This window comes from Pseudomonas sp. KH_046_2 (assembly GCF_057838985.1).
In genome coordinates this window covers 4,500,097-4,520,994 of sequence record NZ_CM174480.1, presented here as the reverse complement: position 1 = coordinate 4,520,994, position 20,898 = coordinate 4,500,097, and the positions used below count along the sequence as shown (strand labels likewise).

22 protein-coding genes are annotated in these 20,898 nt (G+C 60.2%); 10 read left to right on the top strand and 12 right to left on the bottom strand.

The window, feature by feature from the left end; translation table 11 throughout:
- Positions 1-63 precede the first annotated feature (63 nt).
- Complete coding sequence (cysB, locus tag AC3IX1_RS20425) at positions 64-1,038, top strand: HTH-type transcriptional regulator CysB (protein WP_015094029.1); 975 nt, start codon at positions 64-66, stop codon at positions 1,036-1,038.
- A 16-nt stretch (positions 1,039-1,054) separates the two neighbouring features.
- Here the strand turns inward: cysB and AC3IX1_RS20420 are convergent, their stop codons facing one another.
- Together AC3IX1_RS20420 and AC3IX1_RS20415 are read right to left on the bottom strand one after the other, a co-directional pair.
- On the bottom strand, positions 1,055-1,537 hold the full coding sequence (locus AC3IX1_RS20420; RefSeq protein ID WP_489385584.1) for a GreA/GreB family elongation factor: 483 nt from the start codon (positions 1,535-1,537) through the stop codon (positions 1,055-1,057).
- A gap of 2 nt (positions 1,538-1,539) precedes the next feature.
- Positions 1,540-1,950, bottom strand: coding sequence for a hypothetical protein (locus AC3IX1_RS20415; protein ID WP_489385583.1), 411 nt, complete (start codon positions 1,948-1,950; stop codon positions 1,540-1,542).
- Positions 1,951-2,074: 124 nt separating this feature from the next.
- On the opposite strand from AC3IX1_RS20415, the gene earP reads away from it, so the two are divergent.
- Both earP and AC3IX1_RS20405 read left to right on the top strand, forming a co-directional pair.
- On the top strand, positions 2,075-3,217 hold the full coding sequence (earP, locus tag AC3IX1_RS20410) for an elongation factor P maturation arginine rhamnosyltransferase EarP (protein ID WP_489385582.1): 1,143 nt from the start codon (positions 2,075-2,077) through the stop codon (positions 3,215-3,217).
- Between the two features lie 48 nt (positions 3,218-3,265).
- Entirely contained in the window at positions 3,266-3,835 is a 570-nt protein-coding gene (locus AC3IX1_RS20405) for an elongation factor P (protein ID WP_028619992.1), read from the top strand.
- 176 nt (positions 3,836-4,011) lie between these two features.
- Here AC3IX1_RS20405 and AC3IX1_RS20400 read toward each other — a convergent pair whose 3' ends face one another.
- The 4 genes from AC3IX1_RS20400 to AC3IX1_RS20385 all read right to left on the bottom strand — a co-directional run bounded on the left by AC3IX1_RS20400 (position 4,012) and on the right by AC3IX1_RS20385 (position 7,327).
- On the bottom strand, positions 4,012-5,025 hold the full coding sequence (locus AC3IX1_RS20400; RefSeq protein WP_489385581.1) for an alpha/beta hydrolase: 1,014 nt from the start codon (positions 5,023-5,025) through the stop codon (positions 4,012-4,014).
- Between the two features lie 34 nt (positions 5,026-5,059).
- Positions 5,060-5,479, bottom strand: coding sequence for an organic hydroperoxide resistance protein (locus tag AC3IX1_RS20395; RefSeq protein WP_046031808.1), 420 nt, complete (start codon positions 5,477-5,479; stop codon positions 5,060-5,062).
- A 359-nt stretch (positions 5,480-5,838) separates the two neighbouring features.
- A complete protein-coding gene (locus AC3IX1_RS20390) occupies positions 5,839-6,303 on the bottom strand; it encodes a MarR family winged helix-turn-helix transcriptional regulator (RefSeq protein WP_489385580.1) in 465 nt (154 codons plus the stop codon).
- Positions 6,304-6,370: 67 nt separating this feature from the next.
- Complete coding sequence (locus AC3IX1_RS20385) at positions 6,371-7,327, bottom strand: LysR family transcriptional regulator (protein WP_489385579.1); 957 nt, start codon at positions 7,325-7,327, stop codon at positions 6,371-6,373.
- A 111-nt stretch (positions 7,328-7,438) separates the two neighbouring features.
- Between AC3IX1_RS20385 and AC3IX1_RS20380 the strand changes: the two genes are divergently transcribed.
- A complete protein-coding gene (locus AC3IX1_RS20380) occupies positions 7,439-8,188 on the top strand; it encodes a sulfite exporter TauE/SafE family protein (RefSeq protein ID WP_489385578.1) in 750 nt (249 codons plus the stop codon).
- Here AC3IX1_RS20380 and AC3IX1_RS20375 read toward each other — a convergent pair.
- Positions 8,178-9,032 carry a LysR substrate-binding domain-containing protein gene (locus tag AC3IX1_RS20375; protein WP_489385577.1) on the bottom strand — a complete coding sequence of 285 codons (855 nt, stop codon included), beginning with the start codon at positions 9,030-9,032 and terminating at the stop codon, positions 8,178-8,180. The genes AC3IX1_RS20380 and AC3IX1_RS20375 overlap by 11 nt on opposite strands.
- Before the next feature lie 95 nt (positions 9,033-9,127).
- On the opposite strand from AC3IX1_RS20375, the gene AC3IX1_RS20370 reads away from it, so the two are divergent.
- Both AC3IX1_RS20370 and AC3IX1_RS20365 read left to right on the top strand, forming a co-directional pair.
- Positions 9,128-9,343 carry a DUF1127 domain-containing protein gene (locus AC3IX1_RS20370; protein ID WP_007983517.1) on the top strand — a complete coding sequence of 72 codons (216 nt, stop codon included), beginning with the start codon at positions 9,128-9,130 and terminating at the stop codon, positions 9,341-9,343.
- A 64-nt stretch (positions 9,344-9,407) separates the two neighbouring features.
- The gene (locus AC3IX1_RS20365) at positions 9,408-10,637 is read left to right on the top strand and encodes a winged helix-turn-helix domain-containing protein (protein ID WP_489385576.1); all 1,230 of its coding nucleotides are present in this window, start codon (positions 9,408-9,410) and stop codon (positions 10,635-10,637) included.
- Positions 10,638-10,759: 122 nt separating this feature from the next.
- Here AC3IX1_RS20365 and AC3IX1_RS20360 read toward each other — a convergent pair whose 3' ends face one another.
- Complete coding sequence (locus tag AC3IX1_RS20360) at positions 10,760-12,106, bottom strand: class II 3-deoxy-7-phosphoheptulonate synthase (protein WP_150759484.1); 1,347 nt, start codon at positions 12,104-12,106, stop codon at positions 10,760-10,762.
- Between the two features lie 150 nt (positions 12,107-12,256).
- On the opposite strand from AC3IX1_RS20360, the gene AC3IX1_RS20355 reads away from it, so the two are divergent.
- Positions 12,257-13,012, top strand: coding sequence for a spermidine synthase (locus AC3IX1_RS20355; protein ID WP_108229894.1), 756 nt, complete (start codon positions 12,257-12,259; stop codon positions 13,010-13,012).
- 110 nt (positions 13,013-13,122) lie between these two features.
- On the opposite strand, the gene AC3IX1_RS20350 is transcribed toward AC3IX1_RS20355, so the two are convergent.
- Entirely contained in the window at positions 13,123-13,914 is a 792-nt protein-coding gene (locus AC3IX1_RS20350; protein WP_489385575.1) for a crotonase/enoyl-CoA hydratase family protein, read from the bottom strand.
- 422 nt (positions 13,915-14,336) lie between these two features.
- Between AC3IX1_RS20350 and AC3IX1_RS20345 the strand changes: the two genes are divergently transcribed.
- Positions 14,337-16,010, top strand: a complete 1,674-nt coding sequence (locus AC3IX1_RS20345; protein WP_150756007.1) for a DEAD/DEAH box helicase — start codon at positions 14,337-14,339, stop codon at positions 16,008-16,010.
- Positions 16,011-16,087: 77 nt separating this feature from the next.
- On the opposite strand, the gene AC3IX1_RS20340 is transcribed toward AC3IX1_RS20345, so the two are convergent.
- The gene (locus AC3IX1_RS20340) at positions 16,088-16,855 is read right to left on the bottom strand and encodes a DODA-type extradiol aromatic ring-opening family dioxygenase (RefSeq protein WP_489385574.1); all 768 of its coding nucleotides are present in this window, start codon (positions 16,853-16,855) and stop codon (positions 16,088-16,090) included.
- A 102-nt stretch (positions 16,856-16,957) separates the two neighbouring features.
- Between AC3IX1_RS20340 and AC3IX1_RS20335 the strand changes: the two genes are divergently transcribed.
- Complete coding sequence (locus AC3IX1_RS20335; RefSeq protein WP_489385573.1) at positions 16,958-17,614, top strand: thiopurine S-methyltransferase; 657 nt, start codon at positions 16,958-16,960, stop codon at positions 17,612-17,614.
- Between the two features lie 179 nt (positions 17,615-17,793).
- On the opposite strand, the gene htpX is transcribed toward AC3IX1_RS20335, so the two are convergent.
- Positions 17,794-18,684, bottom strand: coding sequence for a protease HtpX (gene htpX, locus AC3IX1_RS20330; RefSeq protein ID WP_007973520.1), 891 nt, complete (start codon positions 18,682-18,684; stop codon positions 17,794-17,796).
- Between the two features lie 314 nt (positions 18,685-18,998).
- Positions 18,999-20,210 carry a pyridoxal phosphate-dependent aminotransferase gene (locus AC3IX1_RS20325; protein WP_489385572.1) on the bottom strand — a complete coding sequence of 404 codons (1,212 nt, stop codon included), beginning with the start codon at positions 20,208-20,210 and terminating at the stop codon, positions 18,999-19,001.
- Between the two features lie 226 nt (positions 20,211-20,436).
- Here AC3IX1_RS20325 and msrB point away from each other — a divergent pair, with 226 nt between their 5' ends.
- Positions 20,437-20,832: a peptide-methionine (R)-S-oxide reductase MsrB gene (gene msrB, locus AC3IX1_RS20320; RefSeq protein ID WP_489385571.1), complete on the top strand. Its 396-nt coding sequence runs from the start codon at positions 20,437-20,439 to the stop codon at positions 20,830-20,832.
- The last annotated feature ends 66 nt before the right edge of the window (positions 20,833-20,898 follow it).

The window sequence follows — 20,898 nt, the reverse complement described above, 5'->3', positions numbered from 1 at the left end:
CCATTAATATAGTTATATACCGTCGCTGATGCCCGTGGCGTCTACCTGCTTTGAGGGATTCATATGAAGCTTCAACAATTGCGCTACATCTGGGAAGTGGCGCACCACGACCTCAACGTTTCCGCTACAGCCCAAAGCCTCTACACCTCTCAACCCGGCATCAGCAAGCAGATCCGTCTGCTGGAAGACGAACTGGGCGTCGAGGTTTTTGCTCGCAGCGGCAAGCATCTGACCCGCGTTACCCCGGCCGGCGAGCGCATCATCACCACCGCTGGCGAGATTCTGCGCAAGGTTGAAAGCATCAAGCAGATCGCCCAGGAATTCTCCAACGAGAAGAAAGGCACCCTGTCGATTGCCACCACTCACACCCAAGCGCGTTATGCGTTGCCGCCGGTGATCAGCAATTTCATCAAGCAATACCCGGACGTGGCCCTGCACATGCACCAGGGATCGCCGATGCAAATCGCCGAAATGGCCGCTGACGGCACGGTGGATTTCGCCATCGCCACCGAAGCGCTCGAGCTGTTCGGTGACCTGGTGATGATGCCGTGCTACCGCTGGAACCGTTGCGTGGTCGTGCCTCAGGGCCATCCGCTGACCAAACTGTCGAAACTGACCCTCGAAGCACTGGCCGAATACCCGATCGTGACGTACGTGTTCGGTTTTACCGGCCGTTCGAAACTCGACGAAGCCTTCAGCCATCGCGGCCTGACGCCGAAAGTGGTGTTCACCGCTGCCGACGCCGACGTGATCAAGACCTATGTTCGCCTGGGTCTGGGTGTGGGCATCGTGGCGAAAATGGCTGTCGATACCAAGCTCGACAGCGACCTGGTGGTACTCGACGCCAGCGAACTGTTCGAGTCCAGCGTGACCAAGATCGGCTTCCGTCGCGGCACCTTCCTGCGGGGTTTCATGTGCGACTTCATCGAGAAGTTCGCGCCGCACCTGACCCGCGAAGTCATGGCCAAGGCCATTCAGTGCCACAACAAGCAGGAACTGGAAGAGCTGTTCGAGGGCGTCGAACTGCCCGTTCACTGATAGCGTTTGCTACCGGTCAAACCACCTCGGTGACAGCGAACTGTTGCCGAGCGCCCGCCACCATGATCTCCACCTCGTCACCCTCGAACTTGCCCAGCAGGCTTTTGCCCAGCGGTGAGCGCGGGGTGATGACGGTAATCAGTTGCCCCACCAGATCGACCTTCAGCCCGGCTGCATCGGGGGCCAGAAACAGCCATTGTTCGCGCCCCTTTTCGTCCTCCAGTCCGAGCAGCGCACCCACTTCGATACCCCGCTGATCGTCATACGGGCGCAGGGCCAGGTGCTGGCAGAGGTTCAGTGACTGGCGAATTTCCTCGACCCGCCTGGCTTGCCCGGCCGCGAGATAGGACGCTTCCAGCCCCAGGGTGTCGTACTTGTTCTCTGCGATGTTTTCTTCATGGGTCGCCGTTTCGTAGGCGGTTTGTGCGGCCCGTTCGGCGATGTCGAGATCGATCCGCAGCTTGTCGAGAATCAGTTGGTGGACGGTATGCTTATTCATGATCAATCGCAGAATTGCAGGACGTTGGCGCGGCTTTTTTCGCTGGGTGCAGTCCGGTCCTGTTGCAGCCAGAACTGACAGTTTGGGTTGGCCAGGTTGCGACTGCTGCCGCGCGCCTGATCGAGCCGTTGCTGCTGCTCGTTCTTGCGCAGGTTTTCTTCATATTGCTCGAACAGCGGGCTCTGTGGCGGGATGTTCGGCATCGGTTGAGCCACCGCGGGTGGTTGGGCCAGTTGCTCTACCGCCGCCGCGATCGGGGCGAGTTGTTCGCTGAAAAGCAGGCGCGACGCGAGCCAGCAGGTCAGCACGATGGCAACGAACCCCAGCCATATGCCAAGGGCGATGCTGCCGGTCAGCTGCAGCGCGTTGAGGCTGATCGGGAAGGATCGGCGCGGAGTGGGGCGGTGGGGCATGGTTGCCTCCTGGCGAAAGGTCACTGGCGGGTAGCAATTGTCGCATGAAGAATAATCGCCGTCGGCTCTTCTGCACGGGGTAATTTATGCGGACAATCGGCGCCTTTGCCAACGGGAGCCTGGAATGCCTGAAATGAAAACCCGCTGGGATATTTTTTGCACCGTGGTCGACAACTTCGGCGACATCGGCGTGACCTGGCGACTGGCCCGGCAACTGGTGGCCGAACATGGGCTGGCGGTACGTTTGTGGGTCGATGATCTGCGAGCGTTCGAGCGCCTGTGCCCGGAAATCGACATCCATGCTCCCAAGCAGTGGCAGCACGACGTCGACGTGCGCCAATGGCCAGCCGAGTGGCAGCCGACCGAAGCCGCCGATGTGGTGATTGCTGCCTTTGCCTGCCAATTGCCAAGCGCCTATATGGACGCCATGGTCGAACGGGAAAAGCCGCCGCTGTGGATGAACCTGGATTACCTGAGCGCCGAAGACTGGGTGATCGGCTGCCACGGCTTGCCCTCGGTGAAGTACAAAAGCGTACAGAAGTTCTTTTTCTTTCCGGGGTTCCAGAAGGGCACCGGCGGACTGCTGCGTGAGCGAGGGTTGCTGGAACGGCGTCGGCATTTTCAGCAAGACCCGCAGGCTCAAAGAGAATTCCTGCAAGGTATGGGGATCGATCCTGCGCCCGGCGCACAACTGATCTCATTGTTTGCCTACGAAAACACCGGTCTGGCCAGTTGGCTCGACGGGATGGCAGGCGATTCGACGACCACTCATCTGCTGGTGCCGGAAGGGCGGATTCTCGGCGACGTCAAGCGCTGGCTCGGTGTGCAGGGTCTGGCGGCCGGTGCCGTGCATGTGCGTGACGCCCTGACCGTGCAAGTGCTGCCATTCGTCCGCCAGGATCAATACGACCGGTTGCTGTGGTGCTGTGATTTCAATGCCGTGCGCGGCGAAGACTCCTTTGTGCGCGCCCAATGGGCGGGCCGGCCATTTCTCTGGCACATTTACCAGCAGGAAGAAGACATCCACCTGGACAAGCTCGAAGCCTTCCTCGAACTCTATGTAAGGGGGTTATCTGCGCCTGCGCGGGAGGCGATCAGCGGTCTCTGGCGGGCGTGGAACGCTGGTGAAAAAATAGCCGACCACTGGCAATTCACCCGTAAACACTGGCCAGAGCTGGAAAAACACGCCGAGGCGTGGTGTCAGGAACAAGCCTTGCAGGCCGATCTTGCCACGGCGCTGGTACAGTTTTATGGAAATTGGATATGATACGCGGCCTAGATTTTTGTAAATCCCATCCAAATTCGGATATTCGCAATGAAAACTGGTAAAGAACTGAAACCCGGGACCGTGATTCGTCTCGAAAACGATCCTTGGCTGGTTCAGAAAGCTGAATTCACCAAGTCCGGTCGTAACAGCGCGATCATGAAGACCAAGCTGAAGAACCTGCTGACCGGTTACAAGACCGAGATCGTTTACAGCGCCGACGACAAACTGGACGACGTAATCCTCGACCGCAAAGAAGCGACCCTGTCCTTCATCAGCGGCGATACCTACACGTTCATGGACACCACCGACTACACCATGTACGAGCTGAACGCTGAAGACATCGAAGCCGTTCTGCCTTTCGTTGAAGAAGGCATGACCGATGTTTGCGAAGCGATCTTCTTCGAAGAGCGTCTGGTTTCCGTAGAGCTGCCGACCACCATCGTGCGCGTAGTTGACTACACCGAAGGTTCGGCTCGCGGCGACACTTCCGGCAAAGTAATGAAGCCAGCCAAGCTGAGCAACGGTACCGAGCTGCAAGTTGCTGACTTCATCGAAATCGGTGACAAGATCGAGATCGACACCCGCGAAGGCGGTTCCTACAAAGGCCGTGCCAAGTAAGCACAGCTTCAGGAATGAAAAAGCCCGACCATTGAGTCGGGCTTTTTTGTGCCTGCGATTTCACCTTTCAGCGAAGAACCCCTGTGGGAGCGGGCTTGCTCGCGAAGGCGGTGTATCAGGCACATGGATGTCGACTGACACTCCCTCTTCGCGAGCAAGCCCGCTCCCACAGGTTTTTATTTCAGGTGTTCCTTGAGCTCTTGCGAAGCCTGCAACATCGCCGAACGCACCGCCGGCACCTGGCTCACCACGTTGAGCAATCCGTAGTCGTGGATCAGGCCGTTGTAGCGGACCGAGGTCACCGGCACACCGGCCTCGTCCAGTTTGCGAGCGTAAGCTTCGCCTTCGTCGCGCAGGACATCTGCACCTGCCGTTTGCACCAGCGCAGGTGGCAGGCCCTTGAGTTGCGCAGGGGTTGCCCGCAGTGGCGAGGCGTAGATCTCGTTCCGCTGATTGGCGTCGGTGGTGTAGTTGTCCCAGAACCACTTCATCATGTTTTTGGTGAGGAAGTGCCCCTCGGCAAACTGGTTGTAGGACGCCGTTTCGAAGTTGGCATCAGTCACCGGCCATAGCAGCGCCTGGAACCTGATCGCCGGAGTGCCCTTGTCCTTGGCCATCAGCGCAACCACCGCCGCCATGTTGCCGCCGACACTGTTGCCGGCTACCGCCAGGCGCTGGCCATCGACGTTGATCTCTTTACCGTGCTCGGCCACCCATCGGGTCGCGGCGTAAGCCTGGTTGATCGCCACCGGGTAATGCGCTTCCGGCGACGGCGTGTAGTTCACGAACACCGCCGCAGCACCCGAACCCGTCACCAGGTCACGCACTAGCCGCTCGTGGGTCGGGAAGTCCCCCAGCACCCAGCCACCGCCGTGGAAGAACATGAACACCGGCAGCTCGCCCTTGACCCCGGCCGGCCGGACGATGGTCAGGCTGATCGGTTGGCCGTCGACTTGAATGGTCTTCTGGCTGACATCGGCTTTTGGCAACGTCAGCTTCACCCCGGCCTGCGCGCCTACCAGAACGGCGCGGGCGTCGGCGGGCGTCATTTGTTCCATCGGCTTGCCGGTTCCGGCATTCAGCGCATCGAGGAACGCCTGGGTGTTGTGTTCAACCCCGGTACCTGCGAACGCGTTGCTGATGGACAAGGCGAGAAGGGTACCGGTCAAGACTTTACTGAAAGTGTTCATGTTCGTTTCCTGTTCGGGCCTGGGTAGTCAGCGCTTAGACGGTTACGTGCAGACGCACATCGACGTTGCCACGGGTGGCGTTGGAGTACGGGCAGACCTGGTGGGCCGCGTCGACCAGTGCCTGGGCATCGGCCTGTTCAAGGCCCGGCAGGCTGATGTGCAGGTCGATGTCCAGACCGAAGCCGCCGGGGATCTGGCCGATGCCGACATGGGCTGTGATCGAAGCGTCGTTCGGGATGCTGCGCTTGGTCTGGCTGGCCACGAATTTCAGGGCACCGATGAAGCAGGCGGAGTAGCCGGCAGCGAACAGTTGCTCCGGGTTGGTGGCTGCGCCGCCGGCGCCGCCGAGTTCTTTCGGGGTGGCGAGCTTGACGTCGAGGATGTTGTCGCTGGAAACCGCACGACCGTCACGGCCACCGGTGGAAGTTGCGATTGCGGTGTAGAGAGTTTGCATGATGAAAGCCTCGTTCAGGGTTTGGTTTGTTTTGCGCTAAATGTTTGCGCGCTAAGTAAGTGCGAGATGAATGTATCGCGCTAATATTTTGCGCGCAATATAAATTTTCAAAGAAATATGAAAAAATCGGAAGGGCGGCAGGGTGGTTTTGGCTGGAGGCGTTGAGTTAGAGCCAGCGATGGGGGATTTTTTCAGCGGAAATTTTTTCAGGAGGAGGTGGCGAGCCCGATTTTCTGGTGCGCCGCAAAACAAATGTGGGAGCGGGCTTGCTCGCGAATGCGGTGTATCAGTCAAATATTAGTCGACTGACACTCTGCATTCGCGAGCAAGCCCGCTCCCACAGGAATGGATGATGTGCTTTAGATCAGGCTGTCTTGCAGGTGGCGACGCAGCTCCTGCAGCTCGGCTTGCAGGTTTTGCAGGCGCTCCACGCTCATCCCGCTGGCGCCGAGGATGCATTGGGGAACATCACGGGCCTTGTCGCGCAACGCCCGGCCCTGTTCGGTGAGTTCGACGATCACCACCCGCTCATCCTCACGGCTGCGGGTTCGGCTGAGCAGGCCTTCGGCTTCCAGGCGCTTGAGCAGCGGCGTCAACGAGCCAGGATCGGTCAGCAGTCGCGTGCTGATTTCGCCTACGGTCAAACCATCCCTTTCCCATAACACCATCATCGCCAGGTATTGCGGGTAGGTCAGGCCCAGCGCTTGCAGCAAGGGTTTGTAGACCTTGGTCATCATCAGCGAAGTGGAGTGCAGGGCGAAGCAGGCCTGATTGTCCAGCAGCAGGTTGTCGCAGTTGTCCGGGGTGTTGCGCTCGGTGGTCATGTCGAAGCCTTGATCTGTGATCTGAAGAATCTAGCGGGCGAATCTTTAATGCGCCAGATAATTCTGGTCAGTGTCGCTGCAAATGGCTTTGCAGCACCAGATCCCAGGGCGGAACGGGGCTGAAGCGGGTTTTAAGGTATTCCAGCAACAAGCGACTGCGGGAGTTGGGCTGCTGTTCCAGGCGCAAGGCATAGATGCCGGCGCTTTCCGGTTTCGGCAGGCCGCTGTCGCAGAACAGAGGCAGCAACTCACCCCGCAACAGGTACTCGCTGGCCAGCCAGGTCGGCAGATGCGCGATACCCAGTCCGGCCAATGCGCCGCACACCAGCGCCTCGGCATTGTTGGCGCTCATGCGGATTCGCGCCGGCCGGTGCAACTGCATTTGCCCGTCGCGCTCGAAACGCCAGGCGAAGGGCGGGGCCAGGCCATCCCAGTCGAGACCGTCGTGTTCAATCAACTGGGTCGGCTCGGTTGGCACGCCGCGACGCCGTAAATAATCGGGGCTGGCGCAGGCGATACGCACCATGCTCGCCAGTGGCGTGGCCACCAGCCGGGTATCGGCCAGTTGCCCGGCGCGCAACACCAGATCGACCTTGCCGAGGTTCAGGCCCTGCATGTCGACGAAGCTGTCGATCAAGTGCAGTTGCACATCGAGCCCGGGGTAGAGCATCAGGAAATCGGCAATCACCGGTGCGAGGTGCCGGCGACCAAAGGCTGCCGGCGCATCGATACGAATCAGGCCTTCCGGCGCGCTGCTCAGCGACACGGCCTCGGCCCGGGCCAGGCGCAATTCGGCGACGATCCGTCGTGCGCGCTCGGCAAAGGCCAATCCCGCCGGGGTGGCGCGTACCGCATGAGTGCTGCGCAGGAACAACTGACTGCCGACCGCGCTTTCCAGGCTGTCGATACGCCGTGCCACGGCCGAAGGGGTCAGCGGATGACGGCGCGAGGCGGCGGAAAAACTGCCGGTTTCCAGCACGTCGAGGAATAAGGCCAGTTGGTCGGTCAGTTGATTGGGGTTCATGGCAGGTTTGCGCTTGTGCGAATTTGGCACAGCCATTGTGCGTTGCTGTGCATTTCCGTGCCAGAGGCAACTGCGTAGGATCAAAGGCCTGACGGCAACGGGGAAAATGCTGTGATTGAGTTCTTGATGTATCTGGTGTTCGGCGCTGCATTGGGCACGCTCGGCGGTTTGTTCGGCATCGGCGGCGGCCTGATCGCCATTCCGCTGCTGGGCGTGCTGTTCGGGCTCGATCAGCAGATAGCCCAAGGCACGGCGCTGGTGATGGTGGTGCCGAACGTGATGCTGGCGCTGTGGCGCTATCATCAGCGCAACCGGATCGAACTGCGCCACGCGCTACCGCTGGCCATCATGGGGTTCTGCTTCGCCTGGCTCGGGTCGATCTGGGCGGTGGGCATTGATGCGCAAACCATGCGCATGGGTTTTGTCGCCTTTCTAGTCGCGCTGTCGGCGTACAACCTCGTTCGCATGTTCGCCGCCAGCGCTCCGCCGGCTTCGCAGATGAACTACTCGTGGCCCTGGCTGGGTGTACTCGGCGCTGCATCCGGCACGATGGGCGGGTTGTTCGGCGTGGGTGGTGCGGTGGTGGCGACACCGGTGCTGACCAGTCTGTTCGGCACCAGTCAGGTGGTTGCGCAGGGGTTGTCGTTGGCGCTGGCCTTGCCGAGTACGGGGGTGACGCTGGTGACTTACGCCGTGCACCATCAGGTCAGCTGGGTGATCGGTTTACCCTTGGCGGTCGGTGGGTTGATGAGCATCAGTTGGGGGGTGAAGGTTGCCCACGCTTTGCCGGAGCGGCTGCTGCGCGGGCTGTTTTGCGGGTTCCTGGTGTTCTGTGCGGTGATGCTCGCCCTCAAAGTTTGAAGCCTTCGATGATGTGCTCGGCCAGGCACTCGGTTATCGGTGAAGGGTTATGCAGATTGCGCACGAGCATGATGCTGGCCTCGGGCAGCAGCGGCAGGTCCTCGGCCTCACCGAGGATGCGCATGTCCGCGGTGATCAGGCTTTCAAGTTGCGCCGTGACGGCCAGGCCGGCGCTGACCACCGCCATAATCGCCGACAGGCTGTCGCTGTTGTACGCCACCCGGTAATCGCGCCCCCGGGCATCCAGGGCGTTGCAGGCCCACAGGCGGCAGAAGCAATCACTGTTGAACATCGCCAGCGGTAGCGGCGTCTGCTCATGAGCGCTGTAACATTGCGCTTCGGCCCAGACAAAACGTTCCTTGCGCAACAACTGGCCGATTTCGCTGCCCGGTTCGCGGGTGACGATGGACAGGTCGAGGTCCTGGCGCATCAACAGTTGTTTTGATGATTCGCAGTGCACCTCTATCTGAATCAGCGGGTAAGACTGGGCAAACCGGCGCAGAATCCCCGGGAGGAACCGCATCACATAATCGTCCGGCGTGCCGATGCGCACGGTGCCGACCATGTCGGGCTCACGCAAGGTATTGAAGACCTCGCTGTGCAACTTGAGGATTCGCCGCGCATAGCCGAGCAACACCTGGCCTTCGGCCGTCAGACGTACCTGCCGCCCGTCGCGCTGGAACAACTGGCGCTGCAGCACATCTTCTTCCAGTCGTTTCATCTGCATGCTGACGGCTGACTGGGTGCGGTTGACCATTTCGCCGGCGCGGGTAAAGCCGCCCTGGTCGGCGATGGCGACGAAGGTGCGCAACACTTCGGTATCGATACTCGGGTAGGCGGACATCCATCAATCTCCGAGATATGTGACATCAGAAACATTCGTTGGATTGATCTTAGACCCGGCGCGAGACTGGAGCCATCCAAACGGAGGGCAACAAGATGAAAGGTCAACATGAGTTCCATGGCGCAGAAAAACACTCGATTCACGTGATATCCGATCTGCTGCACAAGGTCGGCCGCTGGTACGAACTGCATCGCGAGCGCGAACTGCTGGCGAGCTTGAGCGACGAAGCACTCAAGGACATCGGCATGAGCCGTGCGGATGTGGAGAACGAGTCGATCAAACCGTTCTGGAATGACCCGATGCATAAATGATGAATGCCACGCTACACAAACCCCTTACCGGTGAGGTAGGTTGCGAGCAGACAAGGAGACGCCCATGCCCGCAACGTTGTCCTTTACCCTCAAACAGGCTCGGCGTCTGGCGCTGGCCGCCCAAGGGTTCAACGGGCGGTCGCCGCCAGCGGCGATCAAGGCTGTTGCGCTCAATCGCCTGATCGAACGGCTGGGCATTCTGCAGATCGATTCAGTCAATGCAGTGGTGCGTTCGCACTACCTTCCGCTGTTTTCCCGCCTCGGCAACTATTCCTTCGATTTGCTCGACCAGGCTGCCTGGAGCCAGGGCCGGCGCCGTACGTTGTTCGAGTATTGGGGCCACGAAGCCTCATTGTTGCCACTGTCCATGTACCCCTTGATGCGTTGGCGCATGCAGCGTGCGAGTCGTGGCGAAGACATTTATCAGCAATTGGCGCGCTTTGGCCGTGAACAGCAAGACACCATTCGCAGGGTACTGGCTTCGGTCGAGGAGCAGGGTGCGTTGGGTGCCGGAAGTCTGTCGACCCGTCAGGAACGGGCCGGCCCCTGGTGGGACTGGAGCGCGGAAAAGCATGCGCTGGAATGGTTGTTCGCTGCCGGTGAAGTAACCGTCGCCGGACGGCGCGGATTCGAAAGGCTCTACGATCTGCCGGAGCGGGTGATTCCCTCGGCGGTGCTTGCGCACCCCGTCCTGAGTGAAGACGAGGCCCAGCGCGGCCTGTTGCGGCATGCGGCAATGGCCTTGGGTGTCGGTACGGAGAAGGACTTGCGTGATTATTTCCGCTTGAACCTTGCGGACAGCCGCTCACGTTTGGCCGAGTTGGTCGAGGCCGGGGAGTTGCTGAGCTGCGAAGTCCAGGGCTGGCGGCAACCGGCCTATTGTCTGGCCGAGCCAAAAGTGCCGCGCAAAGTCGCCGCCAGTGCATTGCTCTCGCCGTTCGATTCGCTGATCTGGGAGCGCAGCCGGACCGAGCGGCTGTTTGATTTTCGCTATCGGCTGGAGATCTATACGCCGCAGGACAAACGGGTGTACGGCTATTACGTCCTGCCGTTTTTGCACAACGAGCGGATTGCTGCACGGGTCGATCTGCGCGCCGAACGGGCGGCGGGCCGTTTGGCCGTGCATGCGGTGCATGAAGAGGACGCGGGGCTGGATGAGGAGGGGATGCTGGCGTTGGCGGTCAATCTGCGGCAGATGGCGGATTGGCTGGGGCTGGCACAGGTTCAGCTGAATTGCCCGCGGGCGTGTGCGGCGCGGTTGCGGGTGGCATTGGCTCAAATTGATGGTGATTGAGCTGACGCCATCGCGGGCAAGCCCGCTCCCACAATGACCGCGTCGGTCACCATTCATGTGTACGACGCGAACCCTGTGGGAGCGGGCTTGCCCGCGATGGCGGTCTATCAGACAAGCAAAATCTAGCGCCGAACCTGCTTCAGAGTTTCAGCGATCAAAAACGCCAACTCCAGCGACTGATCGGCATTCATCCGTGGGTCGCAATGGGTGTGGTACCGATCCGACAAGCCATCCTCGGTGATTGGCCGCGCACCACCGATGCACTCGGTCACGTTCTGCCCGGTCATTTCGATGTGGATACCACCGGCATAACTGCCTTCGGCCTCGTGCACCTGGAAGAACTGCTTCACTTCGCCAAGGATCTGCGCAAAGTCGCGGGTCTTGTAGCCGCTGCTGGCCTTGATGGTGTTGCCGTGCATCGGGTCGGAACTCCACAGCACCTGCTTGCCTTCGCGCTGGACGGCGCGGATCAGCTGCGGCAAGTGATCGCCGACCTTGTTTGCGCCCATCCGCGCGATCAGGTTCAGGCGACCCGGATCGTTCTGCGGGTTGAGCACATCGATCAAGCGAATCAGGTCGTCCGGGTTCATGCTCGGGCCGACCTTGACCCCGATCGGGTTGTTCACCCCGCGCAGGAATTCGACGTGGGCACCGTCGAGCTGACGGGTGCGGTCGCCGATCCACAGCATGTGGGCCGAGCAGTCGTAGTAATCGTTGGTCAGGCTGTCGCGACGCACGAAGGCTTCTTCGTAGTTCAGCAGCAACGCTTCGTGGGCGGTGAAGAAACTGGTTTCGCGCAACTGCGGCGAACTGTCCATGCCGCAGGCACGCATGAACGCCAGGGTTTCATCGATACGGTCGGCCAGGTGGCTGTACTTTTCCGCCAGCGCCGAGTTGGCAATGAAGTCCAGGTTCCACTTGTGCACCTGATGCAGATCGGCAAACCCGCCCTGGGCGAACGCGCGCAACAGGTTCAGGGTGGCGGTGGACTGGTGGTAGGACTGCAGCAGGCGCTCCGGGTCCGGCACGCGGCTTTTTTCGTCGAAGCCGATGCCGTTGACGATGTCGCCACGGTAGGCGGGCAAGGTCACGCCATCGATGGTTTCGTCATTGGCCGAACGGGGCTTGGCGAATTGCCCGGCCATGCGCCCGACCTTGACCACCGGGCAACCGGCGGCAAAAGTCATCACGATCGCCATCTGCAACAACACCTTGAAGGTGTCGCGGATTTTCGCCGCGGAGAATTCGGCGAAGCTTTCGGCGCAGTCGCCACCCTGCAACAGAAATGCGCGGCCCTGGGTCACCTCGGCAAACTGACGGCGCAACTCCCGGGCTTCACCGGCAAACACCAGCGGCGGATAGCTGGCCAGGGTTTGCTCGACCTGCTGCAAATGCGCGGCGTCGGGGTATCGGGGTTGTTGCTGGATCGGCAGGGCGCGCCAGCTGTCAGGGCTCCAGGGTTGGCTCATCACGGTCTCTAGTGTTTTCGCTCGGACGTCCATGTTATCAGCAAATTAGTGCGTGACCTGTTCCAGTCGCTTCGCCGACAATCTCGCCTTTGCCGCTCTCTACACGCGGTGTTATTGCGTTGCCGGCCCCGGTGACGATCAGGAGATGAAATGACTGAGGAGCGCGTCGAGCATTTGCTCGCCGAGGTACAGGACGAGTTCGGCGTGATTCGCGTGCTGGAAGTGGCCGATTACCGTTTTCTCGAGTTCGGTGATGCCATCGAGCAAAGCTGCGTGTTCACGGCGGATCCGAGCTGGCTCGAGTATGACTATACCCGGGCGATGCTGATCGGTGCGCTGTGCCACGAGCAACCGGAAAGTGCGCTGTTTCTCGGTCTTGGAGCCGGGACGCTGACCCAGGCCTGCCTCAAGTTCCTGCCGCTGGAAGATGTCGAAGCCATCGAACTACGCCCGGATGTGCCGCGCCTGGCCATCGAGTACCTGGGGCTGGATGACGATCCGCGCCTGTACATCCGCGTTGGCGATGCGCTGGAGCTGCTGGACACCGCTGAGTCGGCGGACCTGATTTTCGTCGACCTTTATACCGACGTCGGTCCGGGTGTCGGGCATCTGGCCTGGAGCTTTCTGGAAAACTGCCAGAAGCGATTGAATCCGGGTGGCTGGCTGGTCATCAATCAGTGGGCTACCGACGATGGCAAACCCCTGGGCGCTGCCTTGTTGCGCGGTTTGTACCACCGACATTACTGGGAGCTGCCGGTGAAGGAGGGCAACGTGATTCTGATCGTGCCGTCGGAGCTGGATCAGGAACTGGACATGGACGGCCTGATCGCCCGCGCCGAAGCGCTGGCGCCACGGTTGGGGTATTCGCTGGATTCGTTGATCAAGTGCATTCGTCCGGCGACTTAGGTTGGCGCCTGTGAGGGCCCCTTCGCGAGCAAGCCCGCTCCCACATTTGACCGCGATCCCCTGTGGGAGCGGGCTTGCTCGCGAAAGGGCCATCAAAGCCACTGCAAAGGCTAAAGCCCTTTGAAGACTCCAGGTCGCCGCTCCACCATCGACCGCACACCTTCCTTGACGTCCTCGCTAGCCATCAACTTCTTGACCAGCAGAGGCAACGCCTGTGCCGCGGCGGTTTCCCCTTCATACCGGGCCTGTCGCGCCGACATCAGCGTCGCCTGCACCCCAAGCGGTGCCTGACGGGCAATCCGCTCAGCAAGCTCAATCGCCCGGGGTAGCAAGTCCTCACTGGCCATGACCTCCTGCACCAGACCCAGGTGCAAGGCATCACGGGCGTCGAATTCATCACCGGTCAACAACCAGCGCATGGCGTTCCCCCAGCCGGCGACTTGATGCAGGCGCAGGGTGGCGCCGCCGAACGGGAAGAGCCCGCGTTGCACTTCCATTTGTGCGAACCGGGTATTGCTGGCGCACAGGTTGATGTCGGCGGCCAGCATCAATTCGATGCCGATGGTCAGGCAATAGCCCTGGGCGGCGACGATCACCGGTTTGCTGACCCTGGGACCTGCGAACACCGCCCACGGATCACAGCCGCCGGGCGGAACCTGCCAGCCATCTGCCAGTGTGACGCTGGCATTGACCAGGTCGAGCCCGGCGGTGAAGTGCTCGCCATGAGCGAACACCACCGCCACCCGCGCCTCGCTGTCGGCTTCGAACTCGCCATAGGCCAGGCTCAACGCGTTGAGCAGGTCGAGATCGAAGGCATTGCGCTTGGCCACCCGATCCAGACCGATCAGGAACACATGGCCATGCCGTTCGCGGCTGACTCGACTGGAACTGGGCTGATTCATGGAGCGGTCCTCGGGGTGGGAAAGGCGTGTCAGACCGGCGGTCTGCACGGCAAGGGGTGAACCGTTTTAGCGCCATCACCCGCAAGGCCGGGCCTTTGAAAAATAGACGGCTGATCGATTATTCGCAAAGCCTGTGACACAACGGTGTATCCGGTGAATTTTAGATAAAAAAAGCTCCCTTTTTGGGCGAATTCCGGTATAGTGCGCGCCGGCCTTTAACCGGGCCGCGTTTAGGTAGCGCAATTCCCCGAAGCCAGCTTCGGCTGCACGTCCGCCCAGCGGACTCTTCCTTGACGATTCTTTTCATTCATTCGTTTTCGCAAATCCCCGCCGACAAAGCTGCCAGGGCGACTCTTGAGTCTCAACACGGCACGCGCAGCTTTGGAGCATGGGTCTTTGCGGATGCACTTAGAGGCAGACCCATGACCCAGGAAACCGGCGGCTTCGCCGCTTTTAATCTTAATCCGAATATTCTTGCAGCCGTCACCGCGACTGGCTACGAAGAGCCATCGGCTATTCAGCAGCAATCGATCCCGATCATCATGGCCGGTCACGACATGATTGGTCAGGCGCAAACCGGTACGGGTAAAACCGCTGCGTTCGCCCTGCCGATCCTGCATCGCATCGATCCTGCAAAGCGCGAACCGCAAGCCCTGATCCTGGCCCCAACTCGTGAGTTGGCGCTACAAGTTGCAACCGCTTTCGAAACCTATGCCAAGCAAATGCCGGGCGTAACTGTTGTGGCTGTCTACGGCGGCGCGCCGATGGGCCCACAGCTGAAAGCAATCCGTAATGGCGCACAGATCGTTGTCGCCACTCCGGGCCGTCTGTGCGACCACCTGCGTCGCGACGAAAAAGTACTGGCGACCGTGAACCACCTGGTTCTCGACGAAGCCGACGAAATGCTCAAACTGGGCTTCATGGACGACCTGGAAGTTATCTTCAAGGCCCTTCCTGTCACCCGTCAAACCGTATTGTTCTCGGCCACCCTGCCGCAGTCGATCCGTGCCATTGCTGAACGCCACCTGCGCGATCCGCAACACGTGAAGATCCAGACCAAGACCCAGACCGTTACCGCGATCGAGCAGGCTCACCTGCTGGTTCACGCTGACCAGAAGACTTCGGCCGTTCTCAGCTTGCTGGAAGTGGAAGATTTCGACGCCCTGATCATGTTCGTGCGCACCAAGCAAGCGACCCTGGACCTGGCCAGTGCCCTGGAAGCCAAAGGCTACAAAGCCGCTGCGCTGAACGGTGACATCGCCCAGAACCAGCGTGAGCGCGTGATCGACTCCCTCAAGGATGGCCGTCTGGACATCGTTGTGGCGACCGACGTTGCTGCTCGTGGCCTGGACGTTCCGCGCATCACTCACGTGTTCAACGTTGACATGCCGTACGATCCAGAGTCCTACGTTCACCGTATCGGCCGTACCGGCCGTGCCGGTCGCGAAGGTCGTGCACTGCTGCTGGTGACTCCGCGTGAGCGCCGCATGCTGCAAGTGATCGAGCGTGTAACCGGTCAAAAGGTTGCTGAAGTTCGCCTGCCAGACGCTCAAGCCGTTCTGGATGCGCGCATCAAGAAACTGACCAACAGCCTGTCGCCGCTGGTGGCTGATGCCGAATCGACTCATGGCGATCTGCTGGATCGTCTGACCGCCGACATCGGTTGCAGCCCGCGTGCCCTGGCCGCTGCTCTGCTGCGCAAGGCTACCAACGCTCAAGCGCTGACCCTGGCCGCTATCGAGAAAGAACGTCCACTGGTGCCGAACAATGCACCGCGTGGCGATCGTCCAGAGCGTTCCGGTGATCGTCCTGAGCGTGGCGACCGCGAGCGTCGTGCTCCGATGCCACTGGGCGAAGGCCGTGCACGTTGCCGTACCGCGCTGGGCGCGCGTGACGGTATCGCTGCCAAGAACCTGCTGGGCGCCATCCTCAACGAAGGTGGTCTGGCGCGTGAAGCGATCGGTCGCATCCAGGTGCGTGACAGCTTCAGCCTCGTCGAGCTGCCGGAAGATGGTCTTGAGAAGTTGCTGACCAAGCTGAAGGACACTCGCGTTGCCGGTAAGCAGTTGAAGCTGCGTCGCTACCGCGAAGATTGATCCGCTCTCGGGCTGATTGATCGAACATGAAAAATCCCCGACTGGTTCGGGGATTTTTTTTGCCGTGCGCAAAAGCGTCAGCCGAAGCGATAGATGTCCATGCCCAGTGCACCCATGGTGAAGCCCTGGTGGGCAATGCTGAACGGCCCGCCGGCGGCGCGGGCAAAGTAAAGCGGCAACAAGTGTTCGTCGCTGGGATGGTTGCGCACAGCATTCGGTGCTTGCGCGCGGTAGTCGTGCAATGCGGCTTCGTCGTTCGCGGCGAGTTTCTCGATCATCCAGTCACGGAAGGATCGGGCCCAGGGCTCAGCGCTCTCGGGGCCGGCATGCCAATCCAGTTCCCGCAGGTTGTGGGTGATGCTGCCGGAGCCTATCAGCAGCACCCCGTGCTCGCGCAGGCTGGCCAGCGCGTGGCCAACGCGGGTCTGCAGGGCGGGGCCGCCACGGGTGGGCAATGAAACCTGGACAATCGGGATGTCTGCCTGCGGGTACATCAGCGATAACGGCACCCAGACGCCATGGTCGAAAGGCCGATTGCTGTCGATACGTGCTGGAAAGCCAGCGGATTTCAATAACTCGGCAACCTCTGCGGCGAGTCGTGGGTCGCCAGGAGCCGGGTACTGGACTTCGAACAGGGCTTTGGGAAAGCCACCGAAGTCATGCCAGGTTTCAGGTAGTGGATTGTCGCTGACCAGCAGCTCATTGCTTTCCCAGTGCGCGGAAACAATCACGATGGCTTTTGGCTTCGGTATTTCGGCGGCCAGGCGGGCGAGTGCCGGCCCGCTGGCGCCGGGTTCCAGGGCGAGCATGGGGGAGCCGTGGGATATGTACAGGCTGGGGAACATGAATGAGCTCCTGAGAGTTAAGATGCAACATCTTCAGTCAGATCATTAATCTAAATCTAATATAAGTTTTAGGGTGTTTTGATCGAATTTTCGGGGTTATTTATGCAGCCGGAGTTTTGGCACAAGAAATGGGCGGCGAACCAGATCGGCTTTCACCTGCCGCAGGTGAACCCTCATCTGAAACGGTTCTGGCCAGCGTTGAGCCTTGAAGAAGGCGCACGCGTGTTGGTGCCGTTATGTGGGAAAAGCCTGGATTTGCTTTGGCTCGCCCATCAAGGCCATGAGGTCCTGGGAGTCGAGCTGTCGGAAAAAGCCGTCGAGGAGTTTTTCAGCGAACATGGCTTCGATCCGGCCGTCAGCGAGCAGGGGCCGTTCAAGGTTTATCGGGCTGGTTCCATTGAGCTGTGGTGCGGCGATTTCTTCGAGCTGACGGCAGGCGATGTTGCCGATTGCTCCGCACTTTATGATCGCGCGGCGTTGATCGCGTTGCCGGCGGAAATGCGAGAGCGCTATGCCGCCCATTTGAAGCGGATTCTGCCGAAGGAGTCCCATGGCCTGTTGATTACCCTGGACTATGACCAGGCGCAAATGCCCGGTCCGCCGTTTGCTGTGCTCGATGATGAGGTGCGGCGGTTGTTCGGGGACTCATGGGCGCTGAAGATCCTGGAGGATCAGGATGTGTTGAGCGAGAGCGGGAAGTTTCTGGAGGCAGGTGTCACGCGGCTTGAGGAGCGGGTGTATCGGGTTTCCAGTCAGTAATTAGTTGTTAGTCCCGGCCTCTTCGCGGGCAAGCCCGCTCCCACAATGATCTGTGGCGTTCACAGATCCTGTGGGAGCGGGCTTGCCCGCGAAGGGGCCCTGAAAAGCACTGAAGCTTTTGAACAGACAAAAAAAGGCCCGCATCGCTGCGGGCCTTTTCATTTTTGCTGTGAAGTCTCTTAGCCGCGACGACGAGCCAGAGCGTCGATACGCTCTTCCAGCGGCGGGTGGCTCATGAACATGCGAGCGAACCCTTGCTTGATACCACCGTTGATGCCGAAGGCGTTCAGGGTGTCGGGCATGTGCACCGGCAGCCCTTGTTCCGCCCGCAGGCGTTGCAGGGCGCCAATCATCGCGGCGGTGCCGGCCAGGTTTGCACCGGCTTCGTCGGCACGGAATTCGCGCTTGCGCGAGAACCACATGACGATGGCGCTGGCCAGGATGCCCAGAACCAGTTCGGCGAAAATGGTCGCCACGTAGTAGGCAATGCCCTGGCCTTCTTCGTTCTTGAAGATCACCTTGTCGACGAAATTGCCGATGATCCGTGCGAAGAACATCACGAAGGTGTTCACCACGCCCTGGATCAACGCCAGGGTAACCATGTCGCCATTGGCTACGTGGCCGATTTCGTGAGCCAGGACGGCTTTCACTTCATCCGGTGAGAAACGCTCGAGCAAACCCTGGCTCACGGCGACCAATGCGTCGTTCTTGTTCCAGCCGGTGGCGAAGGCGTTCGCCTCGTAGGCCGGGAATATACCGACTTCGGGCATCTTGATCCCGGCTTCGCGGGACAGTTGCTCGACGGTTTGCAGCAGCCATTGCTCGTGACGGGTGCGTGGCTGGGTGATGATCTGGGTGCTGGTGCTCATCTTCGCCATCCACTTGGAGATGAACAACGAGAACAGGGAACCGGCGAAACCAAAGACCGCACAGAAAATCAGCAGCTGATTGAGGTTGAGATCAACCCCATTGGCCGCCATGAACCCGTTGAAGCCGAAAAGGCTCAGGGTGATGCTGGCAATCAGCACGACCGCCAGGTTAGTGGCCAAGAACAGCAGGATGCGCATCATGGTTGTAGAAATCTCCTCATGCTAAAGATGTAGCGTACTGCGGGGTATATAAGGTGCTGCACCGGGGTATTCAACAGGGTGACTATTTCAAACTGTGTCCTACGGCAACAGTCTAGCTGCTTGCAGGGCATTTCCGACAAGTGTGCGGGAAGTGTTTGTCAGTCAATTCGTGTCGAAGGCCCCGCCTTTGTTAGGCGCGAGCAGGCAAGGCGCTGTCCGGCAGCGACAAAGCGACTGCCAGTGGCGCAATGCAAACAAATGTTGCCGGATGAATCACCGTGCGACGTTCGGGGCGTCGCACGGTGACGGATCGCTTACTGGCGGTAGGACTTGAGGAAGCCGCCGATGCGTCCGATGGCCATCTCCAGGTCATCGACACGGGGCAGGGTCACGACGCGGAAGTGGTCTGGCCATGGCCAGTTGAACGCGGTGCCTTGAACCACCAGCAGCTTCTCGGAGAGCAGCAGATCCAGGACGAACTTTTCGTCGTTATGGATCGGGCAGACCTTCGGGTCGATCCGCGGGAACGCATACAGCGCGCCCATTGGCTTGACGCAGCTCACGCCCGGAATGTCGTTGAGCAACTCCCAGGTGCGGTTGCGTTGCTCCAGCAGGCGGCCCTGGGGCAGCACCAGGTCATTGATGCTCTGATAGCCACCCAGGGCGGTCTGGATCGCATGCTGGCTCGGCACGTTGGCGCACAGGCGCATGTTCGCCAGCATGTCGATGCCTTCGATGTAGCTCTGGGCGTGGTGTTTCGGGCCGGAAATGGCGATCCAGCCGGAACGGAAACCGGCCACGCGATAGGACTTGGACAGACCGTTGAAGGTCAGGCACAGCAGGTCCGGCGCCAGGGAGGCGGTGCAGATGTGCACGGCATCGTCGTAGAGGATCTTGTCGTAGATCTCGTCGGAGAACACCACCAGATTGTGCTGGCGGGCCAGTTCCAGCATGCCCAGCAGTACTTCCCTGGAATACACCGCGCCGGTCGGGTTGTTCGGGTTGATGATCACCAGGGCCTTGGTGTTCGGGGTGATCTTGGCCTTGATGTCGGCCAGGTCCGGCCACCAGTTGGCTTGCTCGTCACACAGGTAATGCACCGGATTGCCACCGGACAGGCTCACGGCTGCGGTCCACAATGGATAGTCCGGCGCCGGCACCAGCACTTCGTCGCCATTGTTGAGCAGGGCCTGCATCGACATCACGATCAGTTCGGAAACGCCGTTGCCCAGGTAAATGTCTTCAATGCCGACGCCTTCCACCTGCTTTTGCTGGTAGTACTGCATGACGGCCTTGCGCGCACTGAACAGGCCCTTGGAATCGCTGTAGCCCTGGGCGGTCGGCAGGTTGCGGATCACGTCCTGGAGGATTTCATCCGGCGCTTCGAAACCAAAAGGCGCCGGGTTGCCGATGTTCAGCTTGAGGATGCGATGGCCTTCCTCTTCCAGGCGCTTGGCGTGCTTGAGCACCGGGCCGCGAATGTCGTAGCAGACGTTGGCGAGCTTGTTCGATTTGCTGACCTGCATGGCGATGTGTTCCCGAAAATGAACGATCCAGACGGCGTTTGGGCAACCGTGCTGGGAATCCTGCGTATTCACACAGGCCTGACGCCTTGAGAGGCAGCACCCATATTTCCGTTTGAATGCGCGTGGACTGGCTGCCAGACTGGCGTTTGACGAGGCGCAATCATACGTGCCGCCCGATCCGTGGAAAAGGTACAGATCGGGCTTTTTCAGCCGCTGAGGTGTGATGATGGAAAAGTTGGAAAAAACCCTGGAAGAATGGAAGGCAATGCTCGATCCAGAGCAGTACAACGTGTGTCGTCTCAAGGGCACCGAACGACCGTTTTCCGGCAAATACAACGCCACCAAGACCGACGGTATCTACCACTGCATCTGCTGCAACGAACCGCTGTTCGACTCCAGGACCAAGTTCGACTCCGGCTGCGGCTGGCCAAGTTTCTACGCGCCGATCGGCGACAGCGCCATGACCGAAATCCGTGATGTCAGCCACGGCATGATCCGCACCGAAGTGGTCTGCGCCAAATGCGACGCGCACCTGGGGCATGTATTCCCCGATGGGCCACCGCCGACGGGCCTGCGTTATTGCATCAATTCGGTGTGCCTGGACCTGGTGCCCCGCGGGTAAGTCCCTGAAGCGATCCGGTGATCGCTTTCCGGATATTTAAATTGCACACAATTCAATTGCTCGCTA